At 71.5% G+C, this 13,954-nt stretch carries 16 protein-coding genes; 6 read left to right on the top strand and 10 right to left on the bottom strand.

Annotated features, from left to right (window positions below; all coding sequences use genetic code 11):
• Positions 1-20: 20 nt before the first annotated feature.
• Complete coding sequence (locus tag miv_RS15890; RefSeq protein WP_244276415.1) at positions 21-566, top strand: MerR family transcriptional regulator; 546 nt, start codon at positions 21-23, stop codon at positions 564-566.
• A 31-nt stretch (positions 567-597) separates the two neighbouring features.
• On the opposite strand, the gene miv_RS15885 is transcribed toward miv_RS15890, so the two are convergent.
• Positions 598-1,383: an SDR family NAD(P)-dependent oxidoreductase gene (locus miv_RS15885; protein WP_207177782.1), complete on the bottom strand. Its 786-nt coding sequence runs from the start codon at positions 1,381-1,383 to the stop codon at positions 598-600.
• A 13-nt stretch (positions 1,384-1,396) separates the two neighbouring features.
• A complete protein-coding gene (locus miv_RS15880; protein ID WP_207177781.1) occupies positions 1,397-2,179 on the bottom strand; it encodes an SDR family NAD(P)-dependent oxidoreductase in 783 nt (260 codons plus the stop codon).
• 290 nt (positions 2,180-2,469) lie between these two features.
• Between miv_RS15880 and miv_RS15875 the strand changes: the two genes are divergently transcribed.
• The 4 genes from miv_RS15875 (at position 2,470) to tuf (ending at position 7,187) form a co-directional block, all read left to right on the top strand.
• A complete protein-coding gene (locus tag miv_RS15875) occupies positions 2,470-3,492 on the top strand; it encodes an LLM class flavin-dependent oxidoreductase (RefSeq protein WP_048426141.1) in 1,023 nt (340 codons plus the stop codon).
• A 101-nt stretch (positions 3,493-3,593) separates the two neighbouring features.
• Positions 3,594-5,297: a lysine--tRNA ligase gene (locus tag miv_RS15870; protein WP_207177780.1), complete on the top strand. Its 1,704-nt coding sequence runs from the start codon at positions 3,594-3,596 to the stop codon at positions 5,295-5,297.
• Between the two features lie 138 nt (positions 5,298-5,435).
• On the top strand, positions 5,436-5,822 hold the full coding sequence (locus miv_RS15865; protein WP_048426139.1) for a hypothetical protein: 387 nt from the start codon (positions 5,436-5,438) through the stop codon (positions 5,820-5,822).
• 174 nt (positions 5,823-5,996) lie between these two features.
• Positions 5,997-7,187 (top strand): elongation factor Tu, encoded by a 1,191-nt coding sequence (gene tuf, locus miv_RS15860; RefSeq protein WP_058617276.1) that lies wholly within the window; start codon positions 5,997-5,999, stop codon positions 7,185-7,187.
• 119 nt (positions 7,188-7,306) lie between these two features.
• Here the strand turns inward: tuf and miv_RS15855 are convergent, their stop codons facing one another.
• A complete protein-coding gene (locus miv_RS15855) occupies positions 7,307-7,540 on the bottom strand; it encodes a hypothetical protein (RefSeq protein WP_048427504.1) in 234 nt (77 codons plus the stop codon).
• Positions 7,541-7,662: 122 nt separating this feature from the next.
• Here miv_RS15855 and miv_RS15850 point away from each other — a divergent pair, with 122 nt between their 5' ends.
• The gene (locus tag miv_RS15850) at positions 7,663-7,965 is read left to right on the top strand and encodes a hypothetical protein (protein ID WP_048427511.1); all 303 of its coding nucleotides are present in this window, start codon (positions 7,663-7,665) and stop codon (positions 7,963-7,965) included.
• A 99-nt stretch (positions 7,966-8,064) separates the two neighbouring features.
• On the opposite strand, the gene miv_RS15845 is transcribed toward miv_RS15850, so the two are convergent.
• From miv_RS15845 to miv_RS15815, 7 genes are all read right to left on the bottom strand, one after another.
• Positions 8,065-8,733: a L,D-transpeptidase gene (locus miv_RS15845; protein ID WP_048427505.1), complete on the bottom strand. Its 669-nt coding sequence runs from the start codon at positions 8,731-8,733 to the stop codon at positions 8,065-8,067.
• Positions 8,734-8,903: 170 nt separating this feature from the next.
• Entirely contained in the window at positions 8,904-9,710 is an 807-nt protein-coding gene (locus tag miv_RS15840) for a transglutaminase-like domain-containing protein (RefSeq protein ID WP_207177779.1), read from the bottom strand.
• A 269-nt stretch (positions 9,711-9,979) separates the two neighbouring features.
• On the bottom strand, positions 9,980-10,933 hold the full coding sequence (locus tag miv_RS15835) for a transglutaminase family protein (RefSeq protein ID WP_048427507.1): 954 nt from the start codon (positions 10,931-10,933) through the stop codon (positions 9,980-9,982).
• 111 nt (positions 10,934-11,044) lie between these two features.
• Positions 11,045-11,323, bottom strand: a complete 279-nt coding sequence (locus miv_RS15830; protein ID WP_058618000.1) for a hypothetical protein — start codon at positions 11,321-11,323, stop codon at positions 11,045-11,047.
• A gap of 189 nt (positions 11,324-11,512) precedes the next feature.
• Entirely contained in the window at positions 11,513-12,130 is a 618-nt protein-coding gene (locus tag miv_RS15825; RefSeq protein ID WP_207177778.1) for a response regulator, read from the bottom strand.
• A 147-nt stretch (positions 12,131-12,277) separates the two neighbouring features.
• Positions 12,278-13,408, bottom strand: a complete 1,131-nt coding sequence (locus miv_RS15820; protein WP_207177777.1) for a transglycosylase SLT domain-containing protein — start codon at positions 13,406-13,408, stop codon at positions 12,278-12,280.
• A gap of 237 nt (positions 13,409-13,645) precedes the next feature.
• On the bottom strand, positions 13,646-13,873 hold the full coding sequence (locus miv_RS15815; protein ID WP_207177776.1) for a hypothetical protein: 228 nt from the start codon (positions 13,871-13,873) through the stop codon (positions 13,646-13,648).
• Positions 13,874-13,954 lie beyond the last annotated feature (81 nt).

Genomic DNA, 13,954 nt, shown 5'->3' with positions numbered 1-13,954 from the left:
GCTGATGCAGGATCGGGCCGATGACCGGGATGCCGATCGAGGACGAGGATGTCTCCGAATCCGGCGGGACCGACGGCCCCGGCCGGACCCTTCTGCCTGACAAGGACTGTCTTCCCGGGAAGGAACCGGGCGCCTTCCGCACCATCGGCGAGGTCGCCGAGGATCTCGACCTGCCCCAGCACGTGCTGCGGTTCTGGGAGACGCGCTTCACGCAAGTGCGCCCGCTCAAGCGCGGCGGCAACCGGCGCTATTACCGCCCCGACGACGTCGACCTCCTGCGCGGCATCCGCCGGCTGCTCTACGGCCAGGGCTACACGATCCGGGGCGCCCAGCGTGTCCTGCGCGAGCGCGGCATGCGCTTCGTCCAGGCGGTCGGCCGTGGCGAGCAGGTCGCTCCCGCCTTCGTCGAATCGGACCACGAGCCGGAGCCCGAGACGGCGGCACCGCCCCTCGGCCGCGCCGACCGGGCGAGCCTGACGGCCGTCCTCGACGAGTTGCGGGCCTGCCGCCGGCAGCTCGCCCGCGTGAGGCCGGCGGACCTGCGGGGCGACGCCCCGGCCGGGTAGGTACCGTCGGGACATCCGACGGTCTCGCCGTTCATCTCCGCGGCACGAACGGATGGGTGCTCGACAGGCCACCATCGACCGCGAGCGCCTGCCCGTTGACGTAGGCCGCCTCGTCGCTCGCCAGGAACAAGGCCGCGGCGGCGACCTCCTCGGGAAGGCCCGCCCGGCGCAGCGGATTGAGCTGGCCGATCCGGTCGGCCTTGCCCTTCGCCCGCGCCGCCGCGAACAGGCCCGCCGTCATGCCGGTCTCGATCAGGCCGGGGCAGACCGCGTTGATCCGCAGGCCCGTCCCCGCGAAGGCGTCGGCGGCGGTCTGGACGAGGCTGATCACGCCGGCCTTGCTGGCGCTGTAGGCGGCGCCCGCCGCGTTGGCGCGAAGCCCGGCGACGGAGGCCGTACAGACGATCGCCCCGCCGCCGTGGCGCAGAAGGAGGGGCGCGCCGTGCTTGATCGCCAGGAAGGCGCCGATCAGGTTGACCCGCAGCACCTCCTCCCAGAGCTCCACGCTCTGCTCGGTGAAGGGCACGGTGCCGCCGCCGATCCCGGCATTGGCGTGGATGGCGTCGAGGCGGCCGAAGGCGCGCTCGGCCGCCGCGAGGCAGCCGGTCACGTCGGCCTCGCGACCGGCATCCGCCGGGAGCGCGATCGCCCGGCCGCCCTCCGCGGCGATCAGGGCCGCGGATTCCTCGGCGCCGGCGGTCTCTCGATCCACGACCGCGACCGCCGCGCCCTCGCGGGCGAACAGCAGGGCGGAGGCGCGGCCGATGCCGCTGCCCGCGCCGGTGACGAGAACCGCCCTGTCGGTGAAGCGTGCCATCGTGCGAGCCCCGTCACGCCACCGTGTAGCCGCCGTCGATCACCACCACCTGGCCGGTCTGGTAGGAGGAGGCCCCGCTCATCAGGTAGACGGCGATGCCGCCGAAATCCTCCGGCCGGCCGAAGCGGCGGGCGGGGATGCGCGGCAGGTTGAAGGTCACGAACTTCTCGTTCGCCATCAGCCCCGCCGTCATGTCGCTCTCGATCCAGCCCGGCAGGATCGCGTTGGCGGTGACGCCGTAGCGGGCGAGTTCGACGGCGAGCGCCCGCACCATGGCGTTGAGCGCTCCCTTGGTGGCGCCGTAATGCTCGTTGCGGGCCGCCCCCAGCAGCGAGGCGACGCTCGACGTGGCGACGAGCCGCCCGAAGGCGTCGCCGGCTCCGGCGCGCTCGGCCATGTGCCGGGCCGCGACCTGGAAGCTCGCCACCACCCCGTCGAGGTTGACCGCGAAGGTCTGCCGCCATTCCTCGGGCTCCCGCTCCAGGAACGAGCGCCGGCCGCCCCCGGCGACGCCCGCATTGGCGAACATCCCGTCGACCCGGCCGAAGCGCGCGAGCGTCGCGTCGAAGGACCGCTGCACCGCCGCCGGATCGGCGACGTCGCAGGTTTCGGCCGCGACCGGCGCGCCCGTCGGGCCGAGGCGCTCCAGCGCCCGGCGGTTCTTGTCCGCGTCGCGGCCCCAGATCGAGACGGCGCAGCCGGCGCCGGCCAGGGCCTCCGCCATGCCGAGCCCGATGCCGCCATTGCCGCCGGTGACCACCGCCACCCGGCCGGTGAGATCGAACAAGCCCGCCATGGTTCCTCCGCGGATCGCCCGTCTCGTCGCGGCTGCGGGCGCCGACCCAGCATCGGGCAATCATTGGGACCGGGCAAGGCTTGTCTTCGAACGCACGGGATGGGCCGTGGCAACGGTGCAGCCACCCGCTCGGAAGAAGCGGTATGGCGGTCCGCACCGCCGGCCGATCCCGACCGCCCACGCAACCTCTGCATGTCACGCATCGGCCCGGGGCGCTTGTATCGGGCGCCCCCAAGCCAAATCTTGGGTCGCAGCAGGGGACATGCACTCACAACCTCCGGGACCCGCCGATGCCGCCACTTTCCGTCCTCGATCTCGCGCCGATTCCGCAGGGTGCCTCGCCGGGTGACGCGCTGCGCAACACCCTCGACCTCGCGCAAGCCGCCGACCGCTGGGGCTTCACCCGCTACTGGGTGGCCGAGCACCACAACATGACCGGCATCGCCAGTGCCGCGACCTCCGTGGTGGTGGGCTACATCGCCGGAGGCACGCACCGGATCCGGGTCGGGGCGGGCGGCATCATGCTGCCGAACCACTCGCCGATGGTGATCGCCGAGCAGTTCGGCACCCTGGCGGAGCTCTATCCGGGCCGCATCGATCTCGGCCTCGGGCGCGCCCCCGGCACCGACCAGCGCACCCTGCGAGCCCTGCGCCGCGATCCCGCCGCCTCCGACCATTTCCCGCAGGACGTGCTGGAGCTCCAGACGCTGCTCGGACCGCTCGATGCCGGCCGCGTCATCCAGGCAGTGCCCGGCACCGGCACCAACGTGCCGCTGTGGATCCTCGGCTCCAGCCTGTTCGGGGCGCAGCTCGCCGCGATGCTCGGCCTGCCCTACGCCTTCGCGTCGCATTTCGCGCCCGATGCGCTGATGCAGGCGCTCGAGGTCTACCGCGCCCGCTTCGAACCCTCGGCGCAGTGCGCGAAGCCCCACGCGATGGTCGGCGTCAACGTGATCGCGGCGGAGACCGACGGCGAGGCGCGGCGCCTGTTCACCTCGGCGCAGCAGGCCTTCACCAACATTTTTCGGGGCACCCGCGGCCAGCTGCCGCCGCCGATCGACGACATCGAGACCTACTGGTCGGGTCACGAGAAGGTGCAGGCGGCCGGCATGCTGGCCTGCTCGGTGGTCGGCTCGCCCGACACGGTGCGGCGCGGCCTCGACGCGATCGCGGCCCGTACGCAGGCCGACGAGCTGATGGTGGCCGCCGCGATCTACGACCACCGGGCGCGGCTGCGCTCCTACGAGATCCTGGCCGACATCATGGCCGGGGCGCGGACGGAAGCGGCGTCGCGCGAACCCGTCCCCGCGTAAGACGATCGCATCGCGTTGACCCCCGGGAGCACGGCCCATAGGGTGCCGGGCTCCCTTCAACGCTCACCGGAAGGCCGCGTCCGCGCGGCCTCGACACGCGAATGCCCGCACCCTTCCGCATCGATCCCGCCCTGACGGAGGCCGCCGCCTCCGCCTCCGCCTGGCCCTTCGAGGAGGCGCGCAAGCTCGTCGCCCGGCTGGAACGGACGGGCAAAGGCGAGGTGCTGTTCGAGACCGGCTACGGCCCCTCGGGCCTGCCGCATATCGGCACCTTCGGCGAGGTCGCCCGCACCTCGATGGTGCGCCACGCCTTCCGGACGCTGACCAACGACAGCGTGCCGACCCGCCTCGTCGCCTTCTCGGACGACATGGACGGGTTGCGCAAGGTGCCGGAGAACGTGCCCAACAAGGCGCTGCTCACCGAGAACCTCAACAAGCCGCTGACCGCGGTGCCCGACCCGTTCGGCACCCACGACAGCTTCGGCGCCCATAACAACGCCGAATTGCGCCGCTTCCTCGACAAGTTCGGCTTCGAATACGAGTTTCTGTCGGCGACCGAGTGCTACCGCTCGGGCCGCTTCGACGCGACTTTGCTGCGGGTGCTGGAGCGCTACGACGCCGTGATGGCGGTGATGCTGCCGTCGCTGCGCGCCGAACGCTCGGCCTCCTACTCGCCGTTCCTGCCGCTGCATCCGGTCACCGGCCACGTGATGCAGGTGCCGATCGACGAGGTGAAGGTCTCGTCCGGCACCATCGTGTGGCGCGATCCCGCCACCGGCGAGGCCTACGAGACCCCGGTCACCGGCGGCCACGCCAAGCTGCAATGGAAGCCCGACTGGGCGATGCGCTGGGTCGCGCTCGGCGTCGATTACGAGATGGCCGGCAAGGATCTGATCGATTCGGTCAAGCTCTCCGGGCAGATCGCCCGGGTGCTCGGCGCCGAGCCGCCGGAGGGTTTCAACTACGAGCTCTTCCTCGACGAGAAGGGCCAGAAGATCTCGAAGTCGAAGGGCAACGGGCTCACCATCGACGAGTGGCTCGCCTACGGCACGCCCGAGAGCCTCGCGCTGTTCATGTACAACAAGCCGCGGGAGGCCAAGCGCCTGCATTTCGACGTCATCCCGCGCCACGTCGACGACTACCTGTCGTTCCTGGAAAAGTTTTCCGGGCAGGAGCCGAAGCTGAAGCTCGGCAACCCGACCTGGCACCTCCATGCCGGCACCCCGCCCGAGCCGGAGCGGGTGGGGGAGGGCGGGGCGCTGCCCTTCGCGATGCTGCTCAACCTCGTGGCGGTGGCCAATACGGAGGACCCGGCGGTGCTCTGGGGCTTCATCCGCCGCTACGCGCCCGAGGCCTCGCCGGAGACGCATCCGCGCCTCGACCGGCTGGTGCATCACGCCGTGCGCTACTTCCGCGACTTCGTGCGCCCGGCCAAGACCTACCGGGCCCCGAGCGCCGAGGAGGCGGCCGCGCTGACCGACCTGTCGGAGACCCTGGCCGGGCAGACCGGCTCCACCGACCCGGAGGCCCTGCAGGCGGCGGTCTACGAGGTCGGCCGGCGCCACTTCCCGGATCTGTCGGGCAAGTCGAAGAGCCCGGACGGGCGGCCCGGCGTGTCGCAGACCTGGTTCACGACGCTCTACGGCATCCTGCTCGGCGAGGCGCGCGGCCCGCGCTTCGGCTCCTTCGTCGCGCTCTACGGCGTCGAGGAGACCCGCGCGCTCATCGCCCGCGCTTTGTCGGGGGCGCTCGCCGAGGAGCACGCCGCGTTCCTCGAGAGCCGCGGCACGCCGCAGGCGGCCTGACGCTCTGCCGGGCCCCGCCGGATCGCGGCGGGGCCTCTCGCTTCGGCGTTGTCCCCACCCATCCACCGCTTTACCTTGGCAGCAGGGAATCAGTGGTGGTATGGAACGTAACAGGAACAAACACCCCGGGACACCGTCATGCGCGCCGTGATGCCGCTGCTGCTCGTCGCCTTGTCGGGACCGACCCACATCACCGCGAGCCACGCCTTCGACGGCGCGCGGCCGACCCGCGTGGCGGCGGCGATCGCGCGGCTGAAGGGCTGCCTGGCGCGGGAATCGGCGGCAGCGCGGATCCGCCACGAGACGCCCGAGCACTTCGCCGTGCGCGCGCAGCACATCTGCCTGCCCGCCAAGCGCGACGCCGCGCGGGCGAAGGCCGTGGCCCTGGTGGCGGCCGGCTTCACCGAGGCGCCCGACCTCGTCGGCGCCGTCGAGCAGCTGCTCTCCGACCACGAGCGCGAGACGGCGGAAGCCTATGCGCGCAGCGTCGGCCGCCGGCGCGTGGCGGGCGGTGCCGAGCCGTGAGCCGACGGCCTCGGTGACGAGGGCCGTCGGACTACGCAGGCAGCGATGCGCGTGAGCCCGGTCGCACCGACCTGGGCGCATGCGCGGACTTGATCAACCGGCGCTAACCCTCTAAGCGGGCCGCGCCTTCCGCCCGGCTGCACGTCGTGGGCGGGCTTGCCGCAGGTGATGGATATGGCCAAGGAAAAGTTTTCGCGGACGAAGCCGCACTGCAACATCGGCACCATCGGTCACGTTGACCATGGCAAGACCTCGCTGACCGCGGCGATCACCAAGGTGCTGGCCGAGACCGGCGGCGCGACCTTCACCGCCTACGACCAGATCGACAAGGCGCCGGAGGAGAAGGCGCGCGGCATCACGATCTCGACCGCCCACGTCGAGTACGAGACCCAGAACCGCCACTACGCGCACGTCGACTGCCCCGGCCACGCCGACTACGTGAAGAACATGATCACCGGCGCCGCCCAGATGGACGGCGCGATCCTGGTCGTGTCGGCCGCCGACGGCCCGATGCCCCAGACCCGCGAGCACATCCTGCTCGCCCGCCAGGTCGGCGTGCCGGCGCTGGTGGTGTTCATGAACAAGGTCGACATGGTCGACGATCCGGAGCTCCTCGACCTCGTCGAGCTCGAGGTGCGCGAGCTGCTCTCGAAGTACGACTTCCCGGGTGACGACATCCCGATCACCAAGGGCTCGGCGTTGTGCGCGCTGGAGAACCGCGAGCCGAAGATCGGCCACGAGGCGGTGCTCGAGCTGATGAAGACGGTCGACGCCTACATCCCGCAGCCGGAGCGTCCGATCGACCTGCCGTTCCTGATGCCGATCGAGGACGTGTTCTCGATCTCGGGCCGCGGCACGGTGGTGACGGGCCGCGTCGAGCGCGGGATCATCAAGGTCGGCGAGACGGTCGAGATCGTCGGCATCCGCCCGACCACGACGACGACGGTGACCGGCGTCGAGATGTTCCGCAAGCTGCTCGACCAGGGCCAGGCGGGCGACAACGTCGGCGTGCTGCTGCGCGGCACGAAGCGCGAGGACGTGGAGCGCGGCCAGGTCGTGTGCAAGCCGGGTTCGGTGAAGCCGCACACCCGGTTCAAGGCCGAGGCGTACATCCTGACGAAGGAGGAGGGCGGCCGCCACACGCCGTTCTTCACCAACTACCGTCCGCAGTTCTACTTCCGGACCACGGACGTGACCGGCGTGTGCCAGCTCCCCGAGGGCACCGAGATGGTGATGCCGGGCGACAACGTGACCATGGACGTCACGCTGATCGTGCCGGTCGCCATGGAGGAGAAGCTCCGCTTCGCCATCCGCGAGGGTGGCCGCACCGTCGGCGCCGGCGTCGTCGCCTCCATCACCGAGTAAGCGACATCCTCCCGGTCCGGAGCCCGCGGCTCCGGACCACGGACGAGACGGGGCGGGCGCCGGACAGGCGCCCGCCCTTTTTCGTGGCGCAGGATGCAGCCCGACCCGGCTTTACCCGGTCAGGCCACGTCCGGCGTGCGGCTGCGGTGAAGCGGGCCGACATCGGGCCCGTCGAGCACGTCGTCGACCGCGAGGTCGTCCGCCGCCAGTTCCCGGTCGGGGGGATCGACCGCACGGACCAGGCGGACGATCTGCATCGCCCGGTCGGCGCAATCGGGCGAGATCCGGGCGATCTCCTCGGCGAGTTCGAGGACCGCGTCGAGGGTCCGCTGCCACTGGGTCGAGGTCGTCACGGGCGTGTCTCCCGAAGGACGGGGCGGCGATGTGGGCCGGGCCCGGATTTGCCGGGCCGGGGCGGTTCGGCTACCGATGCGGCGTCCCGCAGGGTCAGACCCTGCCAGAGAGGAACGCGATGATGCGAGGGTTCGTTCGCGCCGGCCTGGCCTCGGCCGCGATTCTGGTCGCCGCCCTGACCGGTTCGGCCTCGGCGCAATACTACCGCGAAGACGTGGCACCGGGCTACGGCTACGAGCGCGTGCCGCCGCGCCGGGCCGTCGGCTACAATTGCGACGCTGTCCAGCGCGGCTTCACCGGCCCGCAGCCCTATTCCTGCCCGCTGCCGGGCCCGCGGCCGCTCGGCGTGCGCTGCTTCTGCGACGTGCCGATCGCGGCCTTCAGCACGCCGCAGCCGCCGGCCCCGGGCCGCGTCGTCCCCTGATCCCGGCGAACGGGGCCGCTCCCGGGTGGCCTCTGGTTCGACCACGAAAAAGGGCCGCCCGAGGGCGGCCCTGTCCGTGTCCGGATTTTCGTCGGGATGTCAGTTCAGCACCACCACCTTGGCGCCGACCTTGACCCGCGAATAGAGGTCGGTGACGTCGTCGTTGGTCATGCGGATGCAGCCCGAGGACACCGCCTGGCCGATCGTGTCCGGCTCGTTCGAGCCGTGGATGCGGTAGAGCGTGCCGCCGATATACATCGCGCGGGCGCCGAGCGGGTTGTCGATGCCGCCGGCCATGTAGCGCGGCAGGTCGGGGCGGCGGGCCAGCATCTCCTTCGGCGGGGTCCAGGACGGCCACTCGCGCTTGGCGGTGATCGTCTTCGTGCCCGACCAGGTGAAGCCCGGGCGGCCGACGCCGACGCCGTAGCGCAGGGCCATGCCGTCGCCCAGCACGAGGTAGAGGCGCCGCTCGGCGGTCGAGACCACCAGGGTGCCGGGGGCGTAGGCGCCGTTGAAGGGCACCAGTTCCCGCGGGATCGGAGCGACCTGCGCCTGCTCGGTGCTGCCGGCGGCCTGACCCTGCCCGACCTGACCCTGGCCGTAATAGCCCTGGGTGGCGCGGTAGCTCGGCGAATCGTAGGGCTGGCCGGCGTAGTAATCCTCGCCGGGATTGGCGTCGAAGGGATCGTAGGGGGCCGCCTTGGCCGGGGCCGAGGCAAGCACGCACGCGCTCAGAACGCCCGCCAGGGCGGTAGCGAAGATCTTCATGGCCGGAGCCTTACCTCAGCAATTACCTTTGCTGTACAATGCTGTCTCGGCGAAGTGGTTCCCGGCTCCGGCGACGCTTGTTTCGAGGGCGGAGTACTGAGGCCTGTGAGAGCGTTCACGGGCGGTTGACGGGATCGGCGGCATCCGACGCGATGCCGCCCCGCGGGACGTCAGGCGACCTCGTCGGTATGCACCTGGAAACCCGCCAGCACCGAGGGGCCGAAGATCGTCGAGATCGCCACGTCGGTGGCGTCGCGCCCCCGCCCCATCAGGATGCGGCCGATCCGGGGCCGGTTGTGGCGGGCGTCGAACGTGTACCAGCGGCCGCCGAGATAGACCTCGAACCAGGCCGAGAAGTCCATCGGGTCGGGCACCGCCGGCACGCCGATATCGCCGAGATAGCCGGTGCAGTAGCGCGCCGGGATGTTCATGCACCGGCAGAAGGTGACGGCGAGGTGCGCGAAGTCGCGGCACACGCCCTCGCGCTGGTTGAACCCGTCGAAGGCGCTGCGGGTGGCGTCGGCACGCTGGTAGTCGAACCGGATGTGGTTGTGGACGTAGTCCACGATCGCCTGCACCCGGGCCCAGCCGAGAGGGGTGTGGCCGAAGAGCTGCCAGGCGATGTTCGACAGCTTGTCGGTGTCGCAGTAGCGGCTCCCCAGCAGGTAGACCATCACGTCGTCGGGCAGGTCCTGGACCGGGTGCTGCACGGCGTCGGGGGCGTACTCGTCGACGCGGCCGCTATCCTCGACCAGGAAATCGGCCGAGATCGTCAGCCGCCCGGGCGGGGCGAGGATGCGGGTGCAGGTATTGCCGTACCGGTCGGGATAGTCGTGGGCCGGGATCGGCGGATCGAAGCGGAGCGCCGGTGAGGTCAGGCAGTCGCCGAGCCGGGACGGGTGGACGCTGAGCATCAGGAGCATCGGCGTCGGGGCCGGGGAGTCGAAGCTGATCGCGTACCCGGTCCTGATCTTCATGGGGTGCTGGCTCCCTGAGGCGGCCGATGGGCCGACGCATCGTGACACCCCAGGGTAAGCCCGTCCCGCCTGCGTGGGTTGCCCGAAGAAGCGGCAGGTACTGGGCGAAGATGCGCCGTCCGGACCGATCCGCCGTCATACGAAATCCGGCGAAATCCGGTCGATCGCGTCGCGATGCGGATTTCGGCGTCGCTTGAGCGTGTGGAACCTGCGGCTCCACCACGCGGGCTGGTGAGACCGCGTCCGGAAGGGGGCTCCCGGACGCGATATCACTCGGCGGCGCGGCGGGGGAGCGCCGGGTCGTCGTTTGCCGGTACCCCGTCTGTCGGTACCCCGTCGTGCTCGCTCACCCGGACCGTCACCGCCATGTCGAGAAAGTCCTCCGGCCGGCCGATCCAGCTGCCGTGGAGCGGCACCGCCTGCCCGGGATGGCGCGTGACCGCGACCCGGATCAGGTCGCGGTTGCCGACGATGCCGTTGGTCGGATCGAACTCGACCCAACCCGCTTCCGGTAGGTAGACCTGGACCCAGGCATGGGTGGAGCCGCCGCCGGCATGGCGCGCGGCGCCGTCCCGCTCCGGCGGGTAATCGGGCACGTAAATGTAGCCGGAGACGAATCGCGCGGCCATGCCGAGCGCCCGGACCGCTTCGATCATCAGGAGCGCGAAGTCGCGGCAGGTGCCGCGGCGAAGGCGCAGGGTCTCGGCGGGGTCCTGCACGCCCTTCTCGATCCGGGCCTCGTAGGCGAAGTCGCGCCGGATTCCCGTCGTCATCGCCGCCAGCAGGGCGCGGGTCTCGGCGCTGCCGTCGGGGCCGAGAAAGCCGCGGGCCCAGGCCCGGACGGCCCCGGCGGGGTCCGGTCGCTGCCGCTCCCGATAGCGGGCGAGGTCCGGCACCTCGTCGTCATCGTAGGCGAAGGGGTAGCGCGCGGCCTGCGGCGCGAGGGCGAAGGCGAGCGGCGGCTCGGGCGTGTGCTCGAGGGTGATGCGGCAGGTGACGCGAAGCTCCTGCGCGCGGCCGCGGAAGCGCGCGACCGCAACGCAATTGCCGAACACGTCGTGGACCCAGCGCAGGCTCTCCGGCTCCGGGCTGATCGCCAGCGAGGCCGCGATCAGCCGCTGGTCGTAGCTGTCCCGGGGCCGGAACAGGATCCGGTGCTCGCCGAATCCGACGGGCCGGCGGTAGCGGTAGGTGGTGACGTGATCGACGGAGAGGATCGGCAAGAGGCAGATCGAGCTTTGGACTGGTCGGGATTCGCGGTTTCGGGCCTCGTCGCGGCAAGGCCCGGTGTCATGGGCGGTCCGTCCCGAGGGTCGTTTTTCGCGGGGGTCGGTTCAGAGGCGCCGGGCGCGGGCCTCGAAGGCCGCCGCCATGGTGTCGCCGTGACGCCCGAGGGTCTCCAGCCGCTCGGCCCGGCGGTTCTGTTCGGCACCGTCCTCGCCATGGCTCAGGTCGGCGAAGATGCGGGCCTGCTCGGCCTGCCGGCGGTGGCGCTCCGCCTGCTCGCGGAAGAAGGCCGCCTGCTGCCCGGCGGTCGCCGCGTATTCGGCGGCGTATCCGTCCTGGCGGTCGCGCTCGCCCGTCGTCGCTCCGGTCCCGATGCCGGTCGTCATGGCAGGATCTCCCTGATCCGGTCCGCCGGTCCACCCGGCGCCTCCTCCCGGGCGTGCGGCTTGCGGGCCGCCACGTCCCTTCCGCCGTGAATTTAGGACACGAGGGCCGTCCCGGGCAAATCAACCCAGCGTCCCGCCGGGGAGATGACCGTGAGGTGCCGGCCGTCCGGGAGCCCGGACGGCCCGTGGTCAGGAGACGGGGGGGCGGGGCTTGCGCGCGGCGTGCTCGGCGAAAGCCAGGAGTTCGGAGCCGCGGTCGAGGGGGACCGCCTGCGGCGGCAGATGCGCGTCCGGGAGCCGGAGCCCGGGACGGGGCGGCTGCGCCACGACGAGATGGATGGTCGGCCAGAGCGTCGCGACCGCCCGGGCGAGCCCGGCGCCGTCGAGGGCGCCCGGCCGTTCGGTCGGCAGCCCGATGAGAACCAGGGCGACCTCGCCGCCTCGCAGGCGCAGGGTGTCGAGACCGGTCTCCGGATCGCGACAGCGCACGGTCTCGAGGCCGGCCCGGGCCAAGAGGGCGCCGGCTTCCTCGGCCCCCGGTACGTCGCCGACGAGCAGGGCGAGCCGGCAGGCCGTGCCCGTCGCCCGTGCGTCGTCGCAGGGCCCGGGTCGTGTCGCCCGATCGTCGTCGAGACCCGATGCCTCGCTCTCCTCGATCCGGCGCAGCAAGGCGCCGAGCCGCTCCGGCACCGCCTCGACCATCAGGCCGTCATAGGCGGAGGCGAGGCTCGCGCCGAGGGCGTCGAGGGAGAGAATGGGGGTGAGTTGCGTGCCGCCCGTCCGGCGTCCGGCGCCTGCCGCGCCCATCGTCACCTCCTGGTCCGTGATGGATCGTCGGAGGGATAAACCGTGATCGGGCGCCGTGGTTTCCGTTACCGCAGGCTCGGCGGCAAGTCTTTTTCGTGGAACAAGTCTTTTTCGCGGAAAGGGTTTTTCCCGCGTGACGGAGCCCCCTCAGGGCGACTCCGCCGCGTAGGCCATCACGCCCATCAGCGCGCCGACGTCGCGGTAGCGGGCGCCGCGGGTGCTCATCATCGCCTCGAACTTGTCGTGGACCTGGGCCACCGTGAGGCTGCGGGCCTTCCGGCGCCCGACGCGCTCGTAGAAGATCGGCCGGTTGGCCTTGGCGGGCTTCGGCAGCAGGGCGGCAGCCTCGGCCTTCGGCTCCTCGACCACCTTGGCCATGAAGCGCTCGGCGTCGTCCGGGCCGAGGAAGTGGGCGAGGTAGGTCTCGCCGAGGGTGAGGTCGCGGCCGATCCGGGCGGCGATCCGGGCCGAATCGCGCTTCAGCATCTCGCCCGCCATCACGGCGGCGAGCGAGGGATCGCGGCGCAGATCGAGGATACGGGTGCGCTCCGCGGCATCCGCGACGCTGTTGTCCTCGCCGATCAGGCCCGCCTCGCGGGCATAGCCGTGCTGGGCGCCGAATTCCCGCATCACCTGCAGCCAGGTCCGCTCGATGAACTGGTAGAGGCCGGTCGCCGAGGAGGTCCGGGCCTGGACCTCGGTGAGGAAGCTCGATTCCTTGTCGGCGACCGCCATCAGCAGGACCGGGTCGGTGCGCACCGTCGCGGCCGCCCGCACGATGGTCTGGACGAGGTGGCGGCGGATCCGCATCGGCCCGAAGGTCAGCACCTCGTTGGGATCGCCGCCCGAGCTGGCGGCGAGGAGGTCGTCGTAGGAGACGCGATCGACGCCGGACGAGCCCAGCGCCGTGTCGAGATCGTGGATCGGTTCGCGCAGGGGCGCGATCCCGGCCATGTCGCGGCCCGCAGCGGGCTGGGCCTGCGAGGCCTGCATCTGAATCTTGGATGCCTGGATCTTGGGCGCCTGGATCTTGGGGGTCGGCATCACCAGGAGGTCGGCCATCATGGTGACGGCCGGGCGGGCGGTCACCAGCTCGGCGCCGTACTGGTGCAGTAGGGCGGAGAGGCCGGCGGCGAGGCACCCGGCCGCCACGATCGTGCGGGCCATCACCGGCACGCCGCCATGGGCGGCGCGGCTGCTGAAGGAGAGGACGTCCCCGTGGGCTCCCGCCATCCGCATGGAGCCCCGCTGCGCCGGTCCGTCCACTCGACGTCGCATCTGATGTATCGCCCCGGTTTCCGTGCCTGTACGGCGCAAGAAGCCGACGAGATGTGGCGATATGACGGCGAGGCTCGCTCAGGTCATCACGAACCGGTGCAAGCTTCGCCGTATCGCGGCAAGCTCCGCTCTGTCGCCGGCCAAGCATTCATGCCGTGTTATGGCCAAGCTCGACCTGCGGGGCGGCCCTGGCGATTGTCGCCGGGGATGGTGCGGTGCAACGAGACCGCTACCGTGTCAGCGGCTGACAGGCGGCTGGACGGCCTCGTCCCGGGCGCGCTGGCGCTTGTTGGCCTGGTGGCGGCCGAGCGCGCAACCGGCGGCGGCGCCCGCGAAGGTGTGGCCGACGGCGTGGCCGGCGATGCCGCCCACGACCGCGCCCTTGATGCATCCCTTGGCTTCCGCGGCTCCGGCGAAGCCGACCAGGCCCACGGCGAGCACGGCGGCGGACATCATCTTGCGCATGGCGATCTCCCGTACGTCACATCCAATGACGGCGAAGAACAGCCGGGATCCGGGATCGGTTCCGCGGGATCGCGGACGCCG

Origin of the sequence: Methylobacterium indicum, from assembly GCF_017347565.1 — a bacterium.
Lineage (GTDB): Bacteria > Pseudomonadota > Alphaproteobacteria > Rhizobiales > Beijerinckiaceae > Methylobacterium > Methylobacterium indicum.
This window is presented reverse-complemented; position numbering and strand designations above follow the sequence as displayed.

What these genes read in the sequence shown, in the direction of transcription:
- miv_RS15890 (WP_244276415.1), top strand. Translation starts at nt 21, where the DNA reads ATGACCGGGATGCCGATCGAGGACGAGGATGTCTCCGAATCCGGCGGG.
- miv_RS15885 (WP_207177782.1), bottom strand. Translation starts at nt 1,383, where the DNA reads ATGGCACGCTTCACCGACAGGGCGGTTCTCGTCACCGGCGCGGGCAGC.
- miv_RS15880 (WP_207177781.1), bottom strand. Translation starts at nt 2,179, where the DNA reads ATGGCGGGCTTGTTCGATCTCACCGGCCGGGTGGCGGTGGTCACCGGC.
- miv_RS15875 (WP_048426141.1), top strand. Translation starts at nt 2,470, where the DNA reads ATGCCGCCACTTTCCGTCCTCGATCTCGCGCCGATTCCGCAGGGTGCC.
- miv_RS15870 (WP_207177780.1), top strand. Translation starts at nt 3,594, where the DNA reads ATGCCCGCACCCTTCCGCATCGATCCCGCCCTGACGGAGGCCGCCGCC.
- miv_RS15865 (WP_048426139.1), top strand. Translation starts at nt 5,436, where the DNA reads ATGCGCGCCGTGATGCCGCTGCTGCTCGTCGCCTTGTCGGGACCGACC.
- tuf (WP_058617276.1), top strand. Translation starts at nt 5,997, where the DNA reads ATGGCCAAGGAAAAGTTTTCGCGGACGAAGCCGCACTGCAACATCGGC.
- miv_RS15850 (WP_048427511.1), top strand. Translation starts at nt 7,663, where the DNA reads ATGCGAGGGTTCGTTCGCGCCGGCCTGGCCTCGGCCGCGATTCTGGTC.
- miv_RS15845 (WP_048427505.1), bottom strand. Translation starts at nt 8,733, where the DNA reads ATGAAGATCTTCGCTACCGCCCTGGCGGGCGTTCTGAGCGCGTGCGTG.
- miv_RS15840 (WP_207177779.1), bottom strand. Translation starts at nt 9,710, where the DNA reads ATGAAGATCAGGACCGGGTACGCGATCAGCTTCGACTCCCCGGCCCCG.
- miv_RS15830 (WP_058618000.1), bottom strand. Translation starts at nt 11,323, where the DNA reads ATGACGACCGGCATCGGGACCGGAGCGACGACGGGCGAGCGCGACCGC.
- miv_RS15825 (WP_207177778.1), bottom strand. Translation starts at nt 12,130, where the DNA reads ATGGGCGCGGCAGGCGCCGGACGCCGGACGGGCGGCACGCAACTCACC.
- miv_RS15820 (WP_207177777.1), bottom strand. Translation starts at nt 13,408, where the DNA reads ATGCGACGTCGAGTGGACGGACCGGCGCAGCGGGGCTCCATGCGGATG.
- miv_RS15815 (WP_207177776.1), bottom strand. Translation starts at nt 13,873, where the DNA reads ATGCGCAAGATGATGTCCGCCGCCGTGCTCGCCGTGGGCCTGGTCGGC.